The sequence below is a fragment of the Mucilaginibacter jinjuensis genome, from assembly GCF_028596025.1.
In the GTDB taxonomy this organism is placed as follows: Bacteria; Bacteroidota; Bacteroidia; order Sphingobacteriales; family Sphingobacteriaceae; genus Mucilaginibacter; species Mucilaginibacter jinjuensis.
This window is the reverse complement of the sequence record NZ_CP117167.1, coordinates 2,240,770-2,260,002: the sequence shown is the minus strand read 5'-3', so window position 1 is coordinate 2,260,002 and position 19,233 is coordinate 2,240,770. Positions and strand designations below refer to the sequence as shown.

General features: G+C 45.2%; 17 protein-coding genes and 1 pseudogene. 5 read left to right on the top strand and 13 right to left on the bottom strand.

Annotated elements, in window-relative coordinates; genetic code table 11:
* From PQO05_RS10310 to PQO05_RS10265, 10 genes are all read right to left on the bottom strand, one after another.
* The gene (locus PQO05_RS10310; RefSeq protein ID WP_273632760.1) at positions 1–801 is read right to left on the bottom strand and encodes an SDR family oxidoreductase; all 801 of its coding nucleotides are present in this window, start codon (positions 799–801) and stop codon (positions 1–3) included.
* Positions 802–918: 117 nt separating this feature from the next.
* Complete coding sequence (locus PQO05_RS10305; protein ID WP_273632759.1) at positions 919–2,055, bottom strand: SMP-30/gluconolactonase/LRE family protein; 1,137 nt, start codon at positions 2,053–2,055, stop codon at positions 919–921.
* An 89-nt stretch (positions 2,056–2,144) separates the two neighbouring features.
* Complete coding sequence (locus tag PQO05_RS10300) at positions 2,145–3,293, bottom strand: aldo/keto reductase (protein ID WP_273632756.1); 1,149 nt, start codon at positions 3,291–3,293, stop codon at positions 2,145–2,147.
* Between the two features lie 61 nt (positions 3,294–3,354).
* Positions 3,355–4,254, bottom strand: coding sequence for a helix-turn-helix domain-containing protein (locus PQO05_RS10295; RefSeq protein WP_273632754.1), 900 nt, complete (start codon positions 4,252–4,254; stop codon positions 3,355–3,357).
* A 21-nt stretch (positions 4,255–4,275) separates the two neighbouring features.
* On the bottom strand, positions 4,276–5,109 hold the full coding sequence (locus PQO05_RS10290; RefSeq protein ID WP_273632752.1) for a helix-turn-helix domain-containing protein: 834 nt from the start codon (positions 5,107–5,109) through the stop codon (positions 4,276–4,278).
* 18 nt (positions 5,110–5,127) lie between these two features.
* Positions 5,128–6,162 carry an SDR family oxidoreductase gene (locus PQO05_RS10285; RefSeq protein ID WP_273632750.1) on the bottom strand — a complete coding sequence of 345 codons (1,035 nt, stop codon included), beginning with the start codon at positions 6,160–6,162 and terminating at the stop codon, positions 5,128–5,130.
* Between the two features lie 95 nt (positions 6,163–6,257).
* Entirely contained in the window at positions 6,258–7,154 is an 897-nt protein-coding gene (locus PQO05_RS10280) for an AraC family transcriptional regulator (protein WP_273632748.1), read from the bottom strand.
* 109 nt (positions 7,155–7,263) lie between these two features.
* A complete protein-coding gene (locus PQO05_RS10275; RefSeq protein WP_273632747.1) occupies positions 7,264–8,310 on the bottom strand; it encodes a twin-arginine translocation signal domain-containing protein in 1,047 nt (348 codons plus the stop codon).
* A 59-nt stretch (positions 8,311–8,369) separates the two neighbouring features.
* Positions 8,370–9,110 carry an SDR family oxidoreductase gene (locus PQO05_RS10270; RefSeq protein ID WP_273632744.1) on the bottom strand — a complete coding sequence of 247 codons (741 nt, stop codon included), beginning with the start codon at positions 9,108–9,110 and terminating at the stop codon, positions 8,370–8,372.
* A gap of 96 nt (positions 9,111–9,206) precedes the next feature.
* The gene (locus PQO05_RS10265) at positions 9,207–9,965 is read right to left on the bottom strand and encodes an SDR family oxidoreductase (RefSeq protein ID WP_273632743.1); all 759 of its coding nucleotides are present in this window, start codon (positions 9,963–9,965) and stop codon (positions 9,207–9,209) included.
* Between the two features lie 185 nt (positions 9,966–10,150).
* Here PQO05_RS10265 and PQO05_RS10260 point away from each other — a divergent pair, with 185 nt between their 5' ends.
* The 5 genes and pseudogenes from PQO05_RS10260 to PQO05_RS10240 all read left to right on the top strand — a co-directional run bounded on the left by PQO05_RS10260 (position 10,151) and on the right by PQO05_RS10240 (position 14,551).
* Positions 10,151–11,158 (top strand): aldo/keto reductase, encoded by a 1,008-nt coding sequence (locus tag PQO05_RS10260; protein ID WP_273632741.1) that lies wholly within the window; start codon positions 10,151–10,153, stop codon positions 11,156–11,158.
* 62 nt (positions 11,159–11,220) lie between these two features.
* On the top strand, positions 11,221–12,132 hold the full coding sequence (locus tag PQO05_RS10255) for a helix-turn-helix domain-containing protein (protein ID WP_273632740.1): 912 nt from the start codon (positions 11,221–11,223) through the stop codon (positions 12,130–12,132).
* Between the two features lie 730 nt (positions 12,133–12,862).
* Positions 12,863–13,045 (top strand): annotated as a pseudogene (locus PQO05_RS10250) (XdhC family protein); the annotation flags it as partial.
* Positions 13,046–13,063: 18 nt separating this feature from the next.
* Positions 13,064–13,972 (top strand): XdhC family protein, encoded by a 909-nt coding sequence (locus PQO05_RS10245; RefSeq protein ID WP_273633527.1) that lies wholly within the window; start codon positions 13,064–13,066, stop codon positions 13,970–13,972.
* The gene (locus PQO05_RS10240) at positions 13,973–14,551 is read left to right on the top strand and encodes a nucleotidyltransferase family protein (protein ID WP_273632738.1); all 579 of its coding nucleotides are present in this window, start codon (positions 13,973–13,975) and stop codon (positions 14,549–14,551) included.
* On the opposite strand, the gene PQO05_RS10235 is transcribed toward PQO05_RS10240, so the two are convergent.
* From PQO05_RS10235 to PQO05_RS10225, 3 genes are read right to left on the bottom strand one after another with little or no spacing between them, the layout of a single operon-like run.
* Positions 14,540–16,861, bottom strand: a complete 2,322-nt coding sequence (locus PQO05_RS10235; RefSeq protein ID WP_273632736.1) for a xanthine dehydrogenase family protein molybdopterin-binding subunit — start codon at positions 16,859–16,861, stop codon at positions 14,540–14,542. The two genes, PQO05_RS10240 and PQO05_RS10235, sit on opposite strands and share 12 nt — an antisense overlap.
* Positions 16,858–17,841: an FAD binding domain-containing protein gene (locus tag PQO05_RS10230; protein WP_273632734.1), complete on the bottom strand. Its 984-nt coding sequence runs from the start codon at positions 17,839–17,841 to the stop codon at positions 16,858–16,860. The genes PQO05_RS10235 and PQO05_RS10230 overlap by 4 nt, the downstream gene beginning before the upstream one ends.
* Positions 17,842–17,851: 10 nt before the next feature.
* Entirely contained in the window at positions 17,852–18,490 is a 639-nt protein-coding gene (locus tag PQO05_RS10225) for a (2Fe-2S)-binding protein (RefSeq protein ID WP_273632732.1), read from the bottom strand.
* Positions 18,491–19,233: the final 743 nt, after the last annotated feature.

Genomic DNA, 19,233 nt, shown 5'->3' with positions numbered 1-19,233 from the left:
TTATTGTCCTAAAAATGTTTGTGCCATAAAATTGTGAAATGCGTCGTCGCCCAATTGCAATCGTTGCTGATAGATCGCTTTGGCATCATCCCCGGCGAGGTATCTCAACTGGTCTTTCCCGTCAGTTGCAGCCTCAAAAACTACTTCAGCGATCTTCTCAGCGGGTGTAAAGGTCACGCCGTCCACATTGGCGAAGAACCGGTTAAACAATTCATCGTAAGCCGGATGGAAGGATTTGTCATAAGAACGCCCCATGAAATCGGTTTGGATCGCACCCGGTTCGATCAGTTTAATACCTACCTGAATGCTTTTAAGCTCATAGGCCATGCTTTCACTCCAGCCTTCCAGTCCCCACTTGGTGGCATGATACAGCGAAGAGAACGGGAACCCGATCAGGCCGCCCAGGGAACTGGTGGTTATAAAAAGCCCTTTTTGCCGGGTACGGAAATAGGGAATAAACGCCTGTGTTACGCGGATAACCCCTAAAAGATTGGTATTGATCTGCCGTAGCAATTGATCTTCTGAAATAGCTTCCAATGGACCCGATAACCCATAACCCGCGTTGTTGAATACTACATCTACTTCAAAATCATGAACGACCTTTCCGGTGATTTCGCTGATCTGCTCCGTATTGGTCACATCCAAAGGCAATACGGTAACATGGGCTAATTGCGCGAATTCGGTTTCGTTTTCCGGATTGCGCATGGTAGCGATCACCTTCCAACCCTTATCATGAAACAATTTCGCGGTCGCCTTACCCAAACCGGACGACGCTCCGGTAATAAAAATAGTCTTGCTCATTTCTATGTTGAATTTGATCCTGCAAAGTTCAACAGGAATTAAATGGCAGGAGTATCCGTATTGAGTTTGATTGTATCCAAATACGTATCCGGTATTTCAATCCCGTTTGAGGAGGCTTTAAGGAAGGTCAATCTTTGAGAGATAATGCTGCAAGTTTACCGTTTTGTTAACTGAAAGGCCGGGAGTAGCCCAGGCCATGTCCATATTAACGATAATCAGTTCGTTACCGCGCAACACAACTTCCGCAGGCTGATCAAGCAATCCATTTTTGCCATCTTCATCACCGTTACGTTGTAATGTGACTACCTGGCCCTGCATATCAATGCGATGAATAGCGTTCCCGGTGAAATCAACCTGGTAAAAGCAGCGGCGCCTGGCATCAAAAATAATTCCGTCGGTGCCGTCCATCGCTTTGTTCTTAGCAAAAAGCGTTGTCTTAACCGGCTTATTATTACTATCGAGAACAGTTTTGTAAACAGCTCCTTCCTCGATCACTGTGGTATAAAGGTTCCCCTGGTCGTCGCAGACAATGCCGTCTGCTCCCGATTTCATCGGTTTGTTGGAGGTGAACTTGACCACCAGATGCGGATCACCCTGGTTGTTGGCGTAAGCTTTCATCTGTACCGGTTTTTTGCCGTTAAGTTCCTGCAACCGGTAAGCGTAAACGCCGCTAACAGTACCGGTATCCGTCAGTTGCAGCACAGATTCCGTAACGAATAAAGTATTACCTTTCCAGTACATCCCATTGCAACTCAGTAATTTTTCCACGACCACCTCCATGCTAACCGGTTGACCGTTTTTAACGTTGATGCGAATGATCCGTGAATTGTGTTTTTTATTAAAGAAGTATTGGCGATCGTTAATATAAAGATTCCCATCGGGGCCAAAAGCGCAGTCCATAGGGCCAACTTTGCCGGTTGCCGGGTTGAGGTCGCCAGGTTTAAAATCGTACCAGTGTCTGATCTTATCATCTGGCGTTAATATAGCCATAAAGGCAGGGGAAGCCTTTTTTATCTTTCCTTCTTTCAATAAGGTGTCATTGCTGAAATTAGGTACCGACATAATGACGTCATTACTATTCGGTACATTAGCCATACCATCGCAGGTAATATATTCTGGAGGAAGGGTAACGAGCGGCTTGACGCGGTTGGCAAGCGTATCTTTTAAATCCTTACTTGTATTAGAGGAGTTTCGCTTACACGCGGCCAGCAATAAGAATGCGCCCAGCAGCGATAAAAAAATCAGGTGTTTCATAGATTAAAGCTTTAAAAAAATGACATAGCAAACCGGGCCGGTATATCATAGCCCGGTTTGACTGAGTTTAGAAGTTTAATATTAAGTGATCAGACGTGACCCATGCTGGTTGGGGCATCTTTATCGATGAGCTTCTTGGATTTTAATTCAGCCCAAAAATCGGCAGGGATCTTTACCTGAAGTGATGCCGCATCATCTCTGATCTGCTTGGCCGTGCGCGCACCCACTACCATAGAAGCCACTACATCCGGATAAGAAGAAAATTGCAGTGCTGCGGTACGTAGATCAATATGATAACTGGCCGCGATTTTATTTAGCTGGTCACGCTTATCAAAATACTCTTTCGGGATCGGCTTCTTTGGATTATAGTTATACCGGTTACTGCCGGAGATAAAACCCGCGTTCAGACTCGAACCGATCACTACTTTGATGTTCCGTTTCCGGAACTCAGGAAACAGCTGATGCAAAGCGTTCTCATGGTCAATTAGTGAATATTGCGAAGCCACCAGGAAAACATCGGGTGTAGAATCACGCATCGTCATCAGGATAGGATCCGGTGTGTTCACTCCCAATCCCCAAGCCTTGATCAAACCTTCCTCACGCATCTTATTTAACTCGGGGAAGGCACCTTTTTTAGCGATATCATAATAGTCTGTCCAGGGCCGGTCAAACCAGGGAAAATCCGAAGACAGATCATGCACGAATACCATGTCGATGCTCTCAATACCGAGTCGCTGCAAACTGTCTTCAACCGATCTCCGCACACCAGGTCCTGTATAGTCATAAACTGGAGAATTTGGCGACCCGGCATGCGGAAACATTTCATGCCCGCGGTTATTTTTCGATGCCTTCAGTAATTTCCCCACTTTGGTCGAAATATAAAAGTCTTCCCGTTTTTGATTATGCAGGAAAGCGCCGAAACGTCTTTCCGCCAAACCGAGGCCATACCAGGGCGCCATATCAAAATAGCGCACGCCTGCTTCCCATGCGGCTGCGATAGTTTCATGTGCTTGTTCATCTGTTACTTCTTCAAATTCATTGCCGAGCGGCACCCCGCCGATACCAAAATGCGGCAGGGATTTGATCCAGTCATTTGCTGCTGTTTCCATAGGTTTTTCAATTAAATGTTCATTTTTAGAACCAGTTACGGCCAATAGTTGTTTGGGTAATGCTAAACCCACGCCGGCAGCGATAACGCTTTTGCCGGCCAGATTTAAAAAGTCGCGTCGTGTCGTCATAGGTTAAAAAGTTTTCTTATAGGGAAACATCATGACGTGATTGAAGTTTTTGCTCTGAGCGTCAAAGAATTTGCCTGTCGGTGTCAGTTTGAAGCTGTGCTCTTTCTGCTGACGGGGTATGACCGAAGTAATGCTTATAGGCTCTTGAAAAGTGACCGAAACTTTCGAACCCGACTTCCTGATAGATATCTCCTACAGGTATGGGCGTGTTCCGCAGTAATTCCCTTGCCTTTTCAAGACGCTGGTTCTGTATCCACCTGGCTGGCTGGAGTTCATAAATTTTGAGAAAGTCGCGCCTGAAGCTGGATAAGCTGCGGCCGGACATATAAGCCAGCTGCTGAAGCGGGAGTTTTTTTAAATAATTATCGCTAACAATGCGGCTGATATCGTGGATATATTTTCCGCGGTTATAAACCATGGCCTGTAAGGTGAGAGGATGAGCTTCGGCCAAGTGATGTAGCAGTTCAAACAGTTTGAGCTTTAAAAGAGCCGGAGAGATGGGCTCACGTTCGGCAAAGAAAGGCTGAAGTGATTCCAGATATTTAACCATCCGGTTCCCAAAGGACTGTCTGGTAACTCCAGCCTCACTAGAAGTGGGATTGCGATCAACGACAAACGATGTTTGGCGAAGAAAATCAGTAATTAATTTATCGCTTATGAAAAATAAAACGCTGTTCAAACTTGTACCGTCAGGGGCATTTACTACCTGGTGGGACTCGCAATAGGTATCCTTTTTAAACAGGATCATTTCCTGACGTCCAAAAACAAGGTCAGTTTCGCCAACGCGTATATGATGCTCGCCTTCCAGCACACACAGCAGCAAATGTTCCTCAATATATACATTTAACTTTTCGGCGTAAGGCTGGTTGCAGGATTCAACCACCAGGGTGCCTTCAAGTTGCAGTTTGTTATGGGCAGAAACATAATCGCCAAAATCGCCTGGTATCTTTATCGTTCTCATTATTCGATTATTGATTACCTGTTATCGATCAAAAAGGTTGTCCGGAAGGTGTGCCGGACTGTAGCCAAACTGCTTCTTAAAGGCAATTGAAAAATGGGACAAATTTTCAAAACCAACTTCCACAAATACATCAATCGGTTTTCTATGCTGTACAGCTATCTGATAACGTGCTCGTTCCAAACGCTTTGCTGTCAACCATCTTCCAGGCGTCATTTGAAAGAGCTGTTTAAAGTCTTTCTTAAATGTAGTGAGGCTACGGCCCGTCAGATAACCGAATTTTTCCAATGAAAGATTAAAGATAAAGTGCTGATCCATAAAGTCGGCAAGATCAATCTTACCAGGTTCCCCCGAGACTGCTAATACTCTTTTGGTCTGCCCGTCATATGCATCCAACAAGGTCAGGCACTCCCGGATCTTGAGCGAAGCCAATTCATCCGGAAGCTCATCATTCACATCAAAGTACGGCACAAGCGACTGAAAGAAATTTTCAATAAGCGGATGTTGCCTTACCTGTAAATGTCCTGACCATTTCTTTTCAGCTAAATTAATTGGCTTCTCCTGATAGAAACTGCGAAGTACATCGGGAGGAAAAAGAATCGAAACGGAGCGAAACGGTTCACTTTCGGCAGGAAGCTTAATCAGACGCCCTAATTGATTTCGAGGTATGAGAATGAGTGAATTGCGTTCAAAAGTGTAAACCTGGTCACTATAGATAATTTTCATTGTACCAGCAATGATGTATACAAGCGCGTGCTGATCAAGGATCAGTTCCCTGCTATAGTGCTTTTCCCGCTTGCACGACACAAATATCCTTCCTTTAGTTTGAGCAGCCGTTTCCAAATCCGTCTTTTGCATTTTTATTAGTTTAAGCAATTATACTAATCCTAAATCGATCAGGCTCCGGCCTGTGGCTAATACCGCATCCCTGGTAGGCCTCGGCTCCCAGTTCAGTAACCGGCTTGCTTTGTCATGGCTCACTTCTTTGTATAATCCCAAATGAGGTACGATAAGCCGCACTTTGGGGTTAAAAAGCCCGATGATTCTGATCAACCAGCTTGGCATTTCCCGCTGTGGAACTTTTGCTGCTTTTTCACCTAAACCCTCTCGCAGGATGCGGGCGATATCCAGGTTAGAGATAGCCTCTCCGGCCGAAGCCAGGAAGCGCTGACCTTTGGCGTCCGGATGCGTCATCGCTTTTACGTGCAGGTCTGCGACATCTCTTACATCCACCTGCGGAAAGGTGATTTTTGGCAAACCTTTGATCGTACCGCTGAGCATTCCCTGGATGAGGCGGATGGAATGAGAATAATCAGGCCCGAGAACAGGTCCCAGGACCGCGACCGGGTTGACCACGGAAAGCTCCAACCCTTTCCCTTCGCCATTGACGTAATCCCAGGCGGCCTTTTCCGACATGGTTTTTGATTTTTGATAGGCCGGAAGTGATTGTCGCAGATCAGACCAGTCCTCCTCTGTGTACGGCGATTGTTTGTTGGTACCATAACCTACTGCACCGAAGGCAGATGTCAGGACCACTCGTTTTACTCCGGCCTTTTTTGCTGCACGTAATACCCACAATACCCCGTTTACTGCCGGCCGAACAAATTCTTCTTCGGTTTTTGCTGCAGGATTAGGCGTAGGTGATGCAGGATGAATGACATAAGTACAGCCGGCGACAGCCTGATCCCAACCGGACTCCCGGCCAAGGTCGGCCTCTACAAAAGAAAGATCCTTAAAATTTCTAATGCCCCCTCTGGTTAACATCTCTTTTACTTCTTTGGTCCGCTCAAGCGAACGAACACTGGCCTTTACCCTGTAACCGTTATTCAAAAGCTCAATAATGCAATAGCTGGCTATAAAACCGGAACCGCCTGTAACTAAAACCAAGGGTTTCAATGATGAATTCTCCATAAACTTTTTTTATTCAAAGGTAGGTTGTACCCACTTTCGCGGCTTTGTTTTAACGGCGTATTTACTTTGCTCAAAAGTCATGATGGGGATTGAGTTCAATTCCGGAAACTCATGGGCGTGCTATTGGTTTGCTTTCTGAAAAAGTGGTTAAAGTGTGTTGGGTCATCGAATCCCAGACTAAAACCGATCTCGGCTACGTTCCAGTCGGTATGCTTTAGTAACGCCTTCGCCTCACTGGTTAGCCGCTCATAAATAACCGTAGACGTGGTTTTTCCGGTAGTCTGTTTTACTGCCCGGTTGAGGTGATTGACATGAACCGAAAGCTGCCGGGCGAAATCAGCCGGGCTTTTCATCTTAAACTGATCGCCGGGCTTTTCAATGGGGAACTGCCTTTCCAATAATTCCATAAACACCGCCGTGATTCTCTTACTGGCATCCGTATGTGCATATAGCTGACCGGACGGTTCCAATTTCAGTGCGGTATGAATGATCTCTGTGATATAATTCCGTATCAAATCATATTTGAATTGGTATTCACCGGCAACTTCCCTGATCATTTTTTCAAAGATAACGTTCACCTGTTCGGTGCTGACATTATCCAGAGCGTAAACAGGGCTTCCAGCGATCCGGTACATGGGCAGTTCCTTTAGGCTGTTGCGCAGGTATTCACTGTAAAAGCTTTCCCGAAAAATGCAAAAGTAACCACCAGCCTCCTCTTTTATCGGCTCAAAGGTATAGGGCGTATCCGGGTTAGAGAACACCAGCGTGCTGCCGTTGATCTCAATCGTCTTGTCCGCGTAATGAAAAAGACAATTCCCATGAATGAGTGCTATTTTAAAGAATTCTCTCCGCGCATATTTAACCGGCGCTTTATCCGGACCCACATCGTCTTTCCGGAATACATTGAAAGCGCCCAGCTCTACATAGGCCGGCTTCACCTCTTCCGGTATGCGCTGCCGGTAATACTCGTTAATGGATTGTTTTTCGATCATTGTTTTAATTTTTTACGTTGCATATGTTGCACCTTAATCGGAAACCAGTGCATTAAAATTAATTAATTTTAAATTAGATCCAGCAGCCAGGCCGGTTAACAATGGCTAACTATCCAAGTGGCACTTTTCCGTATACGTCATCGAGCATCTGCTGCTGGAGCTGGTTTTTCGCACGGGCAGCCAAAATTGTCTGATACGCCGGATAGCCTTTCAGGCCTACAATTGTAGGTTTACCGCCGGCCATGATCGTGTACTTGTCGTAGATCGGATAAATATGAATCGTGTCCAGTTCATCCATCATTTTGCTCAGACCAGGTTCCAAAATCGTTGCCAGGTCAGTTTGCGGGGCGACCCCCAATTCGATCCAGGCATTATACCTGACCGATGCCGGCCGGTGATGGGGCACCTTGGTGTCGGGGAAATGATCATCGTCATAATCTTCCAGCAGGTGATATCTTACCCTAGTTGTCTTCTCTAATTTAGCCAGACTACCAGCAAGGTTAATCAGACTTTGTTTTCGTTTTCCGGCACTCAGTGCCGGATCTAGAATAAACGATACCGCATATTCATCGTTTTCAGGTTTGCCCTGCGGCGTCATATTATTCGAAGTATCTTTAAGGGTTCCGGAGTTATCATTTTTAGACCATAAGGTAGCATTTAACCGTACCAGCATAGGCTCGTCATCCAACAAATATTTTTTAATAAACGGATGATTTTCGAATTTTCGGCGCCCGGCTTCATCATAATAGAAGGTGTGAGCGATTCCCTGAGGCTGATCTGCATCGCTCAACGGTTTTACGAAGCCTTGAAAACGGCTTGAAAGTACGCTGATGGCCGGTTTCCAGTGCAATTGACGATATAACCAAGTACCCGGTATGCGGGAAACAAGCGTGCCATGTATATCCCGCCAGTAATTGTGTCCGACCTCCAACGGAATATCAGTTCGTAACCAGGCATACACCGTTGTGCAATACAGAGCTGAGTTTTCGATCTCGGGAACATTTTGTCCATCGGCAGGCATTATTTCTGCGTCATGGCTGGGATCACTATTTCGGGAAAAGCCAATTGCCGGATTAATGAATAGGATACCGGCACCAGCCAAAGCCGTTTGCTGTAAAAATCTCCTCCTGGAACTTGTTATTTTTTCGTTTTTCATTTTCAAAAAATTTTATACCCTCAGTCAGGTTGAACTATTCTGTTACAAGTTATGAGGCATTACCATGCCTGCTCAGACGGAAGAATAAATATCTCCGAGACATCTACATGATCCGGGGCCTCCAGAGCATAGAGCATGCTGGAGGCAATATCTTCCGGCAGCAAAGGCGGATAGGTTGAATTAGCCATAGCTTCCTTGTACTTTGGATCTGTCGTATGTTGCTGAAGCTCCGTTGCTACAGCACCGGGTTGAATGGAGGTTACACGGATATGATGTTTTGGCGCGATTTCCATTCTCATGATATCAGAAAATGCGGCTACCGCGTGCTTGGTAGCACAATAAACCCCTAAACCCTGAAACAGCTTACGGCCTGCAATCGAGGAGGTATTGATGATATGACCGGATTTTTGCGCTATGAGATGGGGCAAGACCGCACCGGTAGGATTTAAGATACCCTTGATGTTGATATCAACCATTTTCTCCCATTCATCTAATTTCAGGGCATCAATATCGGAAAGATACATCACGCCGGCATTGTTGATCAGGATATCTATTTTTCCATAGGTTTCCAGTAGCAGGTCGACGCCCTTTGTTACTGAATTCCGGTCGGTAACGTCCATTGTAATAATTATACCTTCACCACCTTCCGCTTGAATTTCTGCTAACACACCCTCAAGTTTATCCGTTCTTCTTGCTGCCAGGCCTACTTTAACACCTTTTCCTGCTAACGCCTTTGCAACGGCTTCTCCAATCCCGCTGGATGCTCCTGTAACCAGCGCTATTTTCTCTTTTAAGTTCATTTCAAAAAGTTATAAGTTTTTGTTTGAAGGCAAAGTTAGGCTCCGGCACCATCGTTACATTGACAGATAGAAACAGTTCATTGTATAATCCAAACATTAGCCTTGCAGCCTGCCATAAATATTGGTCAGAACGCCGCCGCCATCCACAGTTATAGTTTGCCCTGTCATATAATTTTGCTCCATCAAATGAAGATAGGTTAGCGCAAGGTCTTGTGGCCCGGCTATTTTACCCAAGGGAAGCTGTGATGCAGCCTGGCTAAATAAATGTTCCCTGGCTTCCGGTGGCACCAGCGACCATAGCTCTGTGTTCACGATACCAGGTGAAACCGCGTTCACCCGAATTGGCGCCAGCTCGATGGCCATTGCGCGTGTGAAGCCCTCCATTGCTGCAGTCATGCTGGCGCCGATTGCCCAGCCCTTGCCCGGACTCTGCCCGGCAATACCGCTGGTTAAAGTAATAGAACCGCCCGGATTGATATAAGGCGCAGCGTATTTTACAGCGGCCATGGCACCCCAATAGCGGATATCAAAGAACTTTTTGCTGCTTTTAATGTCGATCTCGCTGAGTATTCCCGAATAAAAGGTTTCGCCGGCAGTATAAATTAAGTGATCGAAAAAGCCTGTCTGTTCAAACAGCCTTTTGATCTGCTCTTCATCGCCGGCATCTGTACAGATACCCGATGCATTTTCAGGCAGCTGGCTAAGAGCCTTTTCCATACGTTCCGCATCACTTGATGCGATAATAACCAAGGCTCCACTGTTTGCGGCAGCAATAGCAGCGGCTAAGCCGATGCCTGCACTGCCGCCAATGATGACGACTTTTTTCCCTTCCAGAATTGATTGATGTTTTTGCATAGCTGAATTCTTTATAATTAATACAAAGCTGCTGCATAGTATAAGAATGAATGTGCCTCAATCAAGGTTTGTCGTGTCTGGAAATGCTTACGGGTAATCCGCGTGGTTTGAGATACAAGTATCCTTGATTGAGGCACACGGGTAAATACAGGGTTGATGACCTTTGCCTGAAAACAAAGAGATCTATGAAAACAGTAAAATTAGGAAGCCAGGGCCTTGAAGTTCCTGCGATCGGCCTGGGCTGCATGAGCCTGGCTGGCAGCGATATCCAATTCATCTACGGAAAAACAGACGAGCAAAGTGGTGTGGCTGTGATCGAACGGGCACTTGAATTAGGCTGCAACTTTTTAGATAGCGCCGATGCTTACGGACCCTTGTCTAACGAAATATTAATAGGGAAGGTAATAGAAGGAAAACGAAATCAGGTGATCCTCGCTACCAAATGCGGTTTTGAAATTGATGACGCAGGTCAGTTTACCGGCAAGCTGAACGGCAGCAAGGCTTACATAAAAAAAGCGGCTGAGCGCTCACTGAAAAATCTAAAGACCGATTACATCGACCTTTATTATTTGCACCGCCCTGATCCTTCAACACCGATCGAAGAGACCATGGAAGCTATGGCTGAACTGGTGAAAGAAGGCAAGATCCGCTACGCCGGTCTCTCTGAAGTTTCTGCGGCTCTGATCCGTAGGGCTCATGCTATCCATCCCTTAACAGCGATCGAAACAGAATACTCTCTATTTGAGCGTACATTGGACGAAGATGGCACCACAGATGTGTTGACAGAATTGGGTATTGGGCTTGTGCCGTATTCACCGCTGGGCCGGGGATTTTTATCAGGTGAACTGAAAAGTCCCGATGATTTCGATGAGAACGATGTACGCAGGCATTTTGAACGCTTCCAGGGTGAAAATTTTTATAAAAACCTGGAATTAGTAAAAGTATTACAAAACATCGCTTTGGAAAAAAACGCCACCGCTTCACAACTGGCGCTGGCCTGGATCACGGCTAAAGGGCATGTGCCTATTCCCGGAACACGCAAGGTGAAATACGTGGAGGAAAACATTGCAGCCGCTGACATTTCCCTGAGCGTACAGGAACTAGCCAGGCTGGAGGCCATATTGCCGCTGGGTACCCAGCAGGCAGGCTCAAGAAGCGATGCAAAAACGACACCGGCTGCTGAAGATAATTGATAGCTATCAGTTAAATGATAGAGGGTTATTTCCAATAATCCTCTATCTTGTTTAAGATTTCCATGAAAAATAAGGTTCCATATATCATCAATTCTATCACAGAGCTGCATACGTTGCTCGGTTTACCTAAACCGAAACATCCGCTCATCAGTATCTATCGTTATGAGCAGATCACTGAAAAAGAAAATGCGTTACTTGATTATTTCTGCCCGCAGTTCTACAGTATTGCGATCAAAAGGAACTTTAATGGTAAGATCCGCTACGGTCATAGTCATTATGATTTCAGCGAGGGAATGATGTGTTTCATTGGACCCGGTCAGCTATTAGCGCAAACCGCAGGTGAAAACACCCCGGAAGAAGGTTTTTGCCTGATGTTCCATCCGGACTTCCTCTCGGGGCATCCGCTTGGCAGCAAGATCAAAAATTATGGTTTCTTCTCCTATGAACTTACCGAAGCCCTGCACCTTTCCGACGACGAAAGAATAAAAATTGAAAGCATCGTTGCTGAAATTGATACTGAGTACAGCGCCCGCATCGATGCGCTAAGTCAGGACGTCATGATCGCACAGATCGAGTTGCTGCTGCATTATTCTCAAAGGTTTTATAACCGGCAATTTATCACACGTCGTACGCTAAATCTGGGTTTGTTAGCTAAGATCGATGAGGAACTGGACATTTATTTAAAGAACGAAGCCGCTCAGAAAGGCTTGCCAACCGTGCAGTTACTCGCCGATAAATTACATGTGTCGCCAAACTACCTGAGTGATATGCTCAGAACAAATACCGGCTTCAGTACCCGCCAGCATATTCAAAATAAATTGATCGAAAAAAGCAAGACCCTGCTGTTAACTACCAACGCCTCGGTCTCAGAAATCGCTTATCAGCTTGGATTTGAGCAACCGCAGTCTTTAAGTAAGTTATTTCGTCAAGTGACCGGGCTAACGCCTACAGGATTCCGCACCCAGCTGAATTGACTTATGGAATTGTCTTCGTGAATAGGCCTGTTTTTAATTGTTATTACCGATAAACGGTAAATTCAATGGAACTGATACAAACTTAATTTTAGGAGCAGCAAGCTCGATGATAGCATCGGTGGTTTTCCTGCTTTATAAAGATAGAAAAGACAAAAAAAAGACAAGCAGAAATACGCTTCATCAATAAGCGAATATATTGGGTATGAACCGACTGTTGCCTATGGCGATGTTTTAAATTTGTAATGCCCTTTGAGTAAAGTTAAAACAGTTACGCAAATAGCTATCTGCTTTAATCTTTCTAAAAGAGATTATCCCCAATCAAAAAATTTTCTCCTAGGGATCTAAAGTGGGGTCGGTAATCAAACGCAGACCGCCTGTTTCGATGATTACGGTGGGGCCGCCTAAATAAATAACATTAAAACTACTTTTCATTGCTCACTGATTTATTATTTAAACTATGGATGATGCCGCCTTAACAAGTTTAATTAAACAGAAAGCAATATTACATTGGCATCCACCCTTAAAAAATTAACAAAAGATAAGTCGCACTATATTGTTATTTCCTGAATGAAATGAGAGTCTCTGTAATAGTTATTTTTAGCTAAAGGAAAAGTCCTATAAGGCTTAGAGATGCCATTTATGATCTGACAGTTAAAAGATCGTAACCTACCATTCAATATGAATATGATTTAATAAATCAAATCGCAACAATCTTGGTTTGTTATTAAATATGGAAGAAATCATAGACATCGTAACGGCTTATGAAAAAGCGGTAAAGGAGAATAAAAAAACCGCTTTAGCCACCGTAGTATTGGTAGAAGGCTCTGCCTACCGGAGGCCGGGTGCCAGAATGCTGATCACGTAAGACGGGCAACTGACCGGCGCGATCAGCGGTGGATGCCTGGAGGGGGACGCCTTAAGAAAAGCGAGAATGGTTATTTTACAGCAAGAACCGCTGCTGGTCACCTATGATACGATGGATGACGACGATGCAAAACTTGGTGTTGGCCTCGGTTGTAATGGCATTATCCATATTTTAATTGAGCCAATAAACGATAGACAAACCAATCCCATAACTTTATTAAAAGCTGCGATCGCGTCAAACGGTTATTCCATATTAGTTACGGTTTTTAATATTCATGACCGGAAAGCATCGCAACCCGGATCGTGCTTGTGCCTGGTCAATGGCAACAGCATTCATAACGGGCTGGATGATCTTGCTTATCGTACCGAGTTGCTGGAAGACGCAATCAATGCATTGAATACGCAGCGTTCAGCGATCACAACTTATGAGAGTTTTACTGCTTTCGTCGAATGCGTAAAGCCGCTTATTTCCCTGGTTATTTTAGGAGCGGGAAACGATGCCATTCCTTTAACCAGGATTTCAGCCATCTTAGGCTGGAATACCACCGTAATAGATGGACGGCCGAATTATGCGAACAGCGAGCGGTTTCCATCACCGAATAAGCCTGTTGTCGCTAAGCCTGAAAAGATTTTAGATAACATCAAAATTAATAAATGGACGGCATTTGTACTGATGACGCACAATTACAATTATGAAATAGCATTCTTACAGGAAATCTTACCCTTGCATCCGTCTTATATCGGTGTTTTAGGCCCGAAGAATAAACTGGAACGTATGCTGGATGAGCTGGAAAGCAACGGCACGACCATTACCGAAAGAAACCTTCATACCATATACGGCCCAGTGGGGCTGGATATCGGTTCAGAAACATCGGAAGAGATCGCGCTATCCATTGCGGCTGAAATTAAAGCGGTGTTTTCCGAAAGGAACGGACACTTTTTAAAGTATAAAAATAACGTAATTCACAGTGCATAAATGACAGCTTTAATAATCTTGGCGGCTGGTGAATCAAGCAGGTTGGGGCAGCCTAAGCAAAACCTTATTTTCAAAGGAAAGACGCTGTTGCAACTCGCTGTTGATGCAGGATTAAAATCTGATTGTGCTACCGTCATAGTTGTACTTGGAGCTAATTCAAAGCAAATCAATCCAATACCAGAAACAGCAACGCTATGTAATAAGAACTGGAAAGAAGGCATGGCATCTTCCATAAAAATGGCAATGCTTGAAATCGACAAAGATGCAACCTTCGATAAAGTAATTATAATGTTATGCGACCAGCCATTTGTAAATGCTGCGTTGTTGAATTCCCTGATTAAAAAACAAGCAGAAACTCAGAAGGCAATTGTTGCTTGTGCATACAATGGCACAACTGGTGTACCCGTCTTATTCGACAGTAAATTATTTGGAGAGCTACTATTACTTAAAGGTAAAGAAGGCGCAAAAAAAATCCTAAAAAATCACGCTGCTGAAATTGCAGAGGTTGTATTTGAAAAAGGGGGCATCGATATCGATACCCCGGAAGATTATGAAAACCTTTTAACCCTAAGCGATTAATTTATCAGGTGTGATCGGGAGGTCTCTAACCCTCTTACCAGTGGCGTTATAAATTGCATTAGCTATGGCGGCCGCCATACCGGTAACGCCTATCTCACCGATGCCCCTTGCGCCGATCGGTGAAATATATGGATCTGGCTTAGCAATGAACTGCACGTCAATCTCGGGAATATCCGCATTAACAGGAACTAAGTATTGCGCCATATCGCGTGTTACGATGCGGCCGTTATTCGGGTCATATCTGGTCTCTTCCATCAAAGCCATGCCCATACCGAAAATAATTCCACCCATGATCTGGTTAGTAGCGGTTTTCAAATTCATTACCGTGCCGATATCCATTACGCTGGCAATCTTTTCAACGCGAATAGTTCCCAGGTCAGGATCAACCAGTACTTTGACAAACTGCGCACCAAACGAATGGAATACATAGTCTTTACGGTCAGTTTTTTCATCTGCCTGCACAGCGGCATTGCTTTTGCTTTCCTCTTCTATTTTGGCTTCCGGACTTCCATCGGGTGCCGGGGCAGATTGCTGCTGACGGGTTGACACATTAGTTTTAGCTTGTGCTTCAACTTTATCGATTCCTTTACGGCGTAATACATCTGCGAAAGATTCGCCCGTGTTAGCATTACCTTTTAACTGAATGCGGCCATTGCTGGCGACGATGTCTTCCTCTTTTGTGCCGTGTAACGGCGAACTTTGATCAGCGATGGCCATTTTAATTACTTTGCTTACCGCGCCCAAAGCCGCTGCCCTGATCGGTGGACCCACACTGGCCGAAACCTGTGATCCTCCCGACTGTGCACCTTTAGGGTAAGAACTGTTTCCCAGCTTAACTTTAACTTTTTCCACAGGTAAACCAAAAGCATCGGCAGCAACCTGTGTCATTACGGTATAAGTCCCGGTGCCGATATCCTGGGTGCCGCAAAGTATTTCTGCATGCCCATCCGCAAATAGTGTCGCCTTAGCAGATGACGCGCTGCGGTTAGCCGGATAGGTTGCCGTTGCCATACCATATCCAACTAATAAGTCTCCCTGTTTGGTTTGGCCGGGTTCTGCTTTTCGGTTGTTCCAACCTATCGAATCCGCACCCCGCTGGTAACACTCTTTTAAATACTTGGAGGAGAACTGCTTTTTCTTCTGCTCGTCCATGTCAGAATGATTTGCAATTCTGAATTGAACAGGGTCCATTTTTAACTTGTGGGCCATTTCATCCATCGCCACTTCCAGCGCGTAAGTGCCGACTGATTCACCGGGTGCACGCATGGGGCACGGGGTTCCACGGTTAAGCCTTACCAGGCTGTGTTTAACCTCGACGTTAGGGCTGCTGTAGATCATCGGTGTAGCGACTCCGGCGGTTTCTACAAATTCGTCCACGAATGATGTTTCTGAAATGGTATCGTGCTTGATGGAGATTAATTTGCCATCGGCACCTGCACCTAAGCCAATTTTTTGCTGTGTTTGTGTCCGCCTGCCGGCTGCTGAAAATACCTGCTGTCTTTTTAACTCGATCTTTACAGGCCGGTTAAATTGCTTCGCTGCCATCGGAGCCAGTAATGTATTGGCCCAGGTAAACCCTTTTGAGCCGAAGCCACCACCAATATATAGAGCATATACTTGCGTATTTTCTTTTGGGATACCCAATATAGTTGACAGCAATCCCTGTACCCCCATAACGGATTGGGTTGCATCGTAAACGGTTAATTTATCGCCGTTCCATTCTGCGATGGTCGCGTGTGGTTCCATGGCTGTGTGGCTATATACCGGAGTGGTATAAGTTTCATCAGTGGTTACTGCTGCAGTTTTCATGGCTGCGTCTGCATCGCCCCTTTTTTCCTGTGTTTTGGCGCCGCCCAGGCCAGAGCCTGGTTGATAGGCCATAGCAAAGTTAACTTCAAAGCCGACAGCGGGTTTTTGTTCATCGTAAGTTACCTTAATCAGCGCCGCAGCCTGTTCAGCTTGTTCGGCTGTTTCTGCCACCACTACAGCAATGTACTGGCCACCATAAAGCACCCGGTCATTTTGCAGGGGTAACAGATCTTTCTCCGCAAATTTGCCATTGCCCGGGTCCGAACCCGCCGGCGAGTGCAGCATCATGCAGTTTTCACTGGTCATTACGCCAATAACACCCGGCATTTTTTGTGCCTGCTGTACATCTATATTTTTTAGCCTGCCTTTGGTGATTGTACTCAGAACAGGCACGCCATAAGCCAGGTTCTTGATCTGGTACTCCGCCGCATAAGTGGCTGCTCCCGTTACTTTTAACCTGCCGTCAACGCGGTCTATCGGCTTTCCAAGCGACTCGTTCATGATAAACCCTCCACGGTTTTTAAGGCTCGTACCAATGTACGTTTCGCCAGTTCAACTTTAAATGCGTTGTCTTTGTATGGTTTTGCCGAAGCCAAAGCTAAATCTGCGGCTTTTTTATAAGTGTCAGTGTTTGCCGGCGCACCAATTAGGGCCTTTTCTGCTTCCAATGACCGCCAGGGTTTGGTACCGACGCCTCCTAACGCTATTCTTGCCCCTTTAATGATACCGTTTTGAACATCTAATGCAACGGCGGCTGAGGTCAGTGCGAACTCATAAGATGCCCGGTCGCGTACTTTCAAATAATGTGATTTGGCAGCAAATGGCAATGCAGGAATTTCGATATGTGTGATTAATTCATCCTGCCTTAAGTTGTGCTCTAAATGTGGTGTTTGGCCGGGGAGTAAGTGGAACTCACTAAATGGAATCGTTCTTATTCCCTTAGTTCCCAGTACGTGAATTACAGCGCCCAAAGCCGCCAATGCCACGCACATATCCGACGGGTGAGCGGCTATACATTTATCACTGGTTCCCAAAACAGCGTTCATCCGGTTATAGCCGCTGATCGCAGCGCAACCGGAACCAGGCAGGCGTTTATTGCAGGCAAAGTCTGTATTATAAAAATATGGACATCTGGTACGCTGCATCAGGTTACCGCCTACAGAAGCCATATTTCTTAATTGTGGCGAAGCACCCGACAGTAAAGCTTCCGACAGTAGCGGGAAATGTGTTTTGATATAAGGATTGTAAGACAGATCGCTGTTCTTGACCAATGCGCCAATTCGGACACCGCCATTGGGCAATTCTTCTATTTTATAAAGCGGTAGCTTATTGATATCAATAACCTTGCTGGGTGTCTCAATATTCAGTTTCATCAGATCAAGCATGTTCGTTCCGCCTGCTATGAATTTGGATCGGCCGGTACCTGCTGATTGTATTGCAGCTGCGTTGTCTTGTACCCGGATTAGTTTAAATGGTTCCATAGTCTTAGGCTTATGCGTTTTGAACTTCCTTTATTGCGGCTACAATATTTTGATAGGCCCCGCAACGGCAAATATTACCACTCATGAGCTCTTTGATATCTGCGTCTGTTTTAGCATGGCCTTCTTTAACTAAACCCACCGCCGAACAGATCTGCCCGGGTGTACAATAGCCGCACTGCAAACCGTCGTGTTTCAAAAATGCTTCCTGCATGGGATGCAATTGGTCACCATTTGCTAAACCTTCAATGGTTGTAACCTCGGCTCCGTCGCACATTCCAACCAATGTAAGGCAAGAATTAATACGGCGGCCATCCACCAATACTGTGCAAGCGCCGCACTGACCATGATCGCAACCTTTTTTGGTTCCCGGAAGCGCCAGCTTTTCCCGTAAAGCATCTAACAGCGTAACCCTGGAATCCAGGTTCAGTATTTGTTTTTTTCCGTTGATCGTCAGACCAACCGTCGTAATCTCCGCAGGTGCAGCAGCTACAGCCTCTGTTTCTCTTGTTGCTTCAGTTGCTCCCGCCAATAACGGAGCAAGGGTTAGTCCGGCACCCGCTACACCCAACTGGGACAAAAATCCGCGCCGGGTTGTGCCTCCTTTGGATTTATTATAATCTTCAGGTGAGTTATCTATAGTATCCGCCATAACAATGATTTGTAACAGATAAACATTAATTTTAAGGCAAATGTTTATTCTAAAACGGAAATTGGAGTATTCAGAATTTGTCTAAATAATGGGTATAAGGACATTATATTTGGGGGCCAATTCATTAGCCAACGTTCCAAACGAGCTCACTCAGTCGTTTGTAATTTGGTTTTTCAATGATTGATGGAAGCTATTTGAGACTGCAATCGACTATAATGGTAAACACTGGTTTGATACTACGACTAGGGTAGAATTGATCTTTTTGCTAGGCAATTTATTGGCGAAAGAAAATCGACAAATTGCACGTTCTAAGCTGTCCGATTCGGTAGACTGGATCTAATTCAACCGACTTGCTAGAAATCTAAGATTATTGTTTAATTAAAACTCAGAAATTAGTCATTTGAGCCCAATAGAATGCTCTATAATGAGTGTATCTTGAACCACTTTATGGAGGATTTGAGATTAGCTTCCTTAAGACTGTAATGTAATATCTGGTTCGAGCCCACTCTGTAGACGCAATCTAAGTTCTCCGGACTGGGCAGAATTCGGACCAATTAATTGAGCAACCGAAGATTTTGAATGAATTAAAAGTTGAGTAAAGGAGCTCGATTCCTTCATTTTCGAACTATTTTATCAATGATTAAAGAAATTTCGCTTTGCTATAAATGGTTCGAGTCCTGCTCGGGCTACCCATTGAAACAAGTTATAATTTTTCGGTAGCCCCAACAGGACTAAATTCGAAC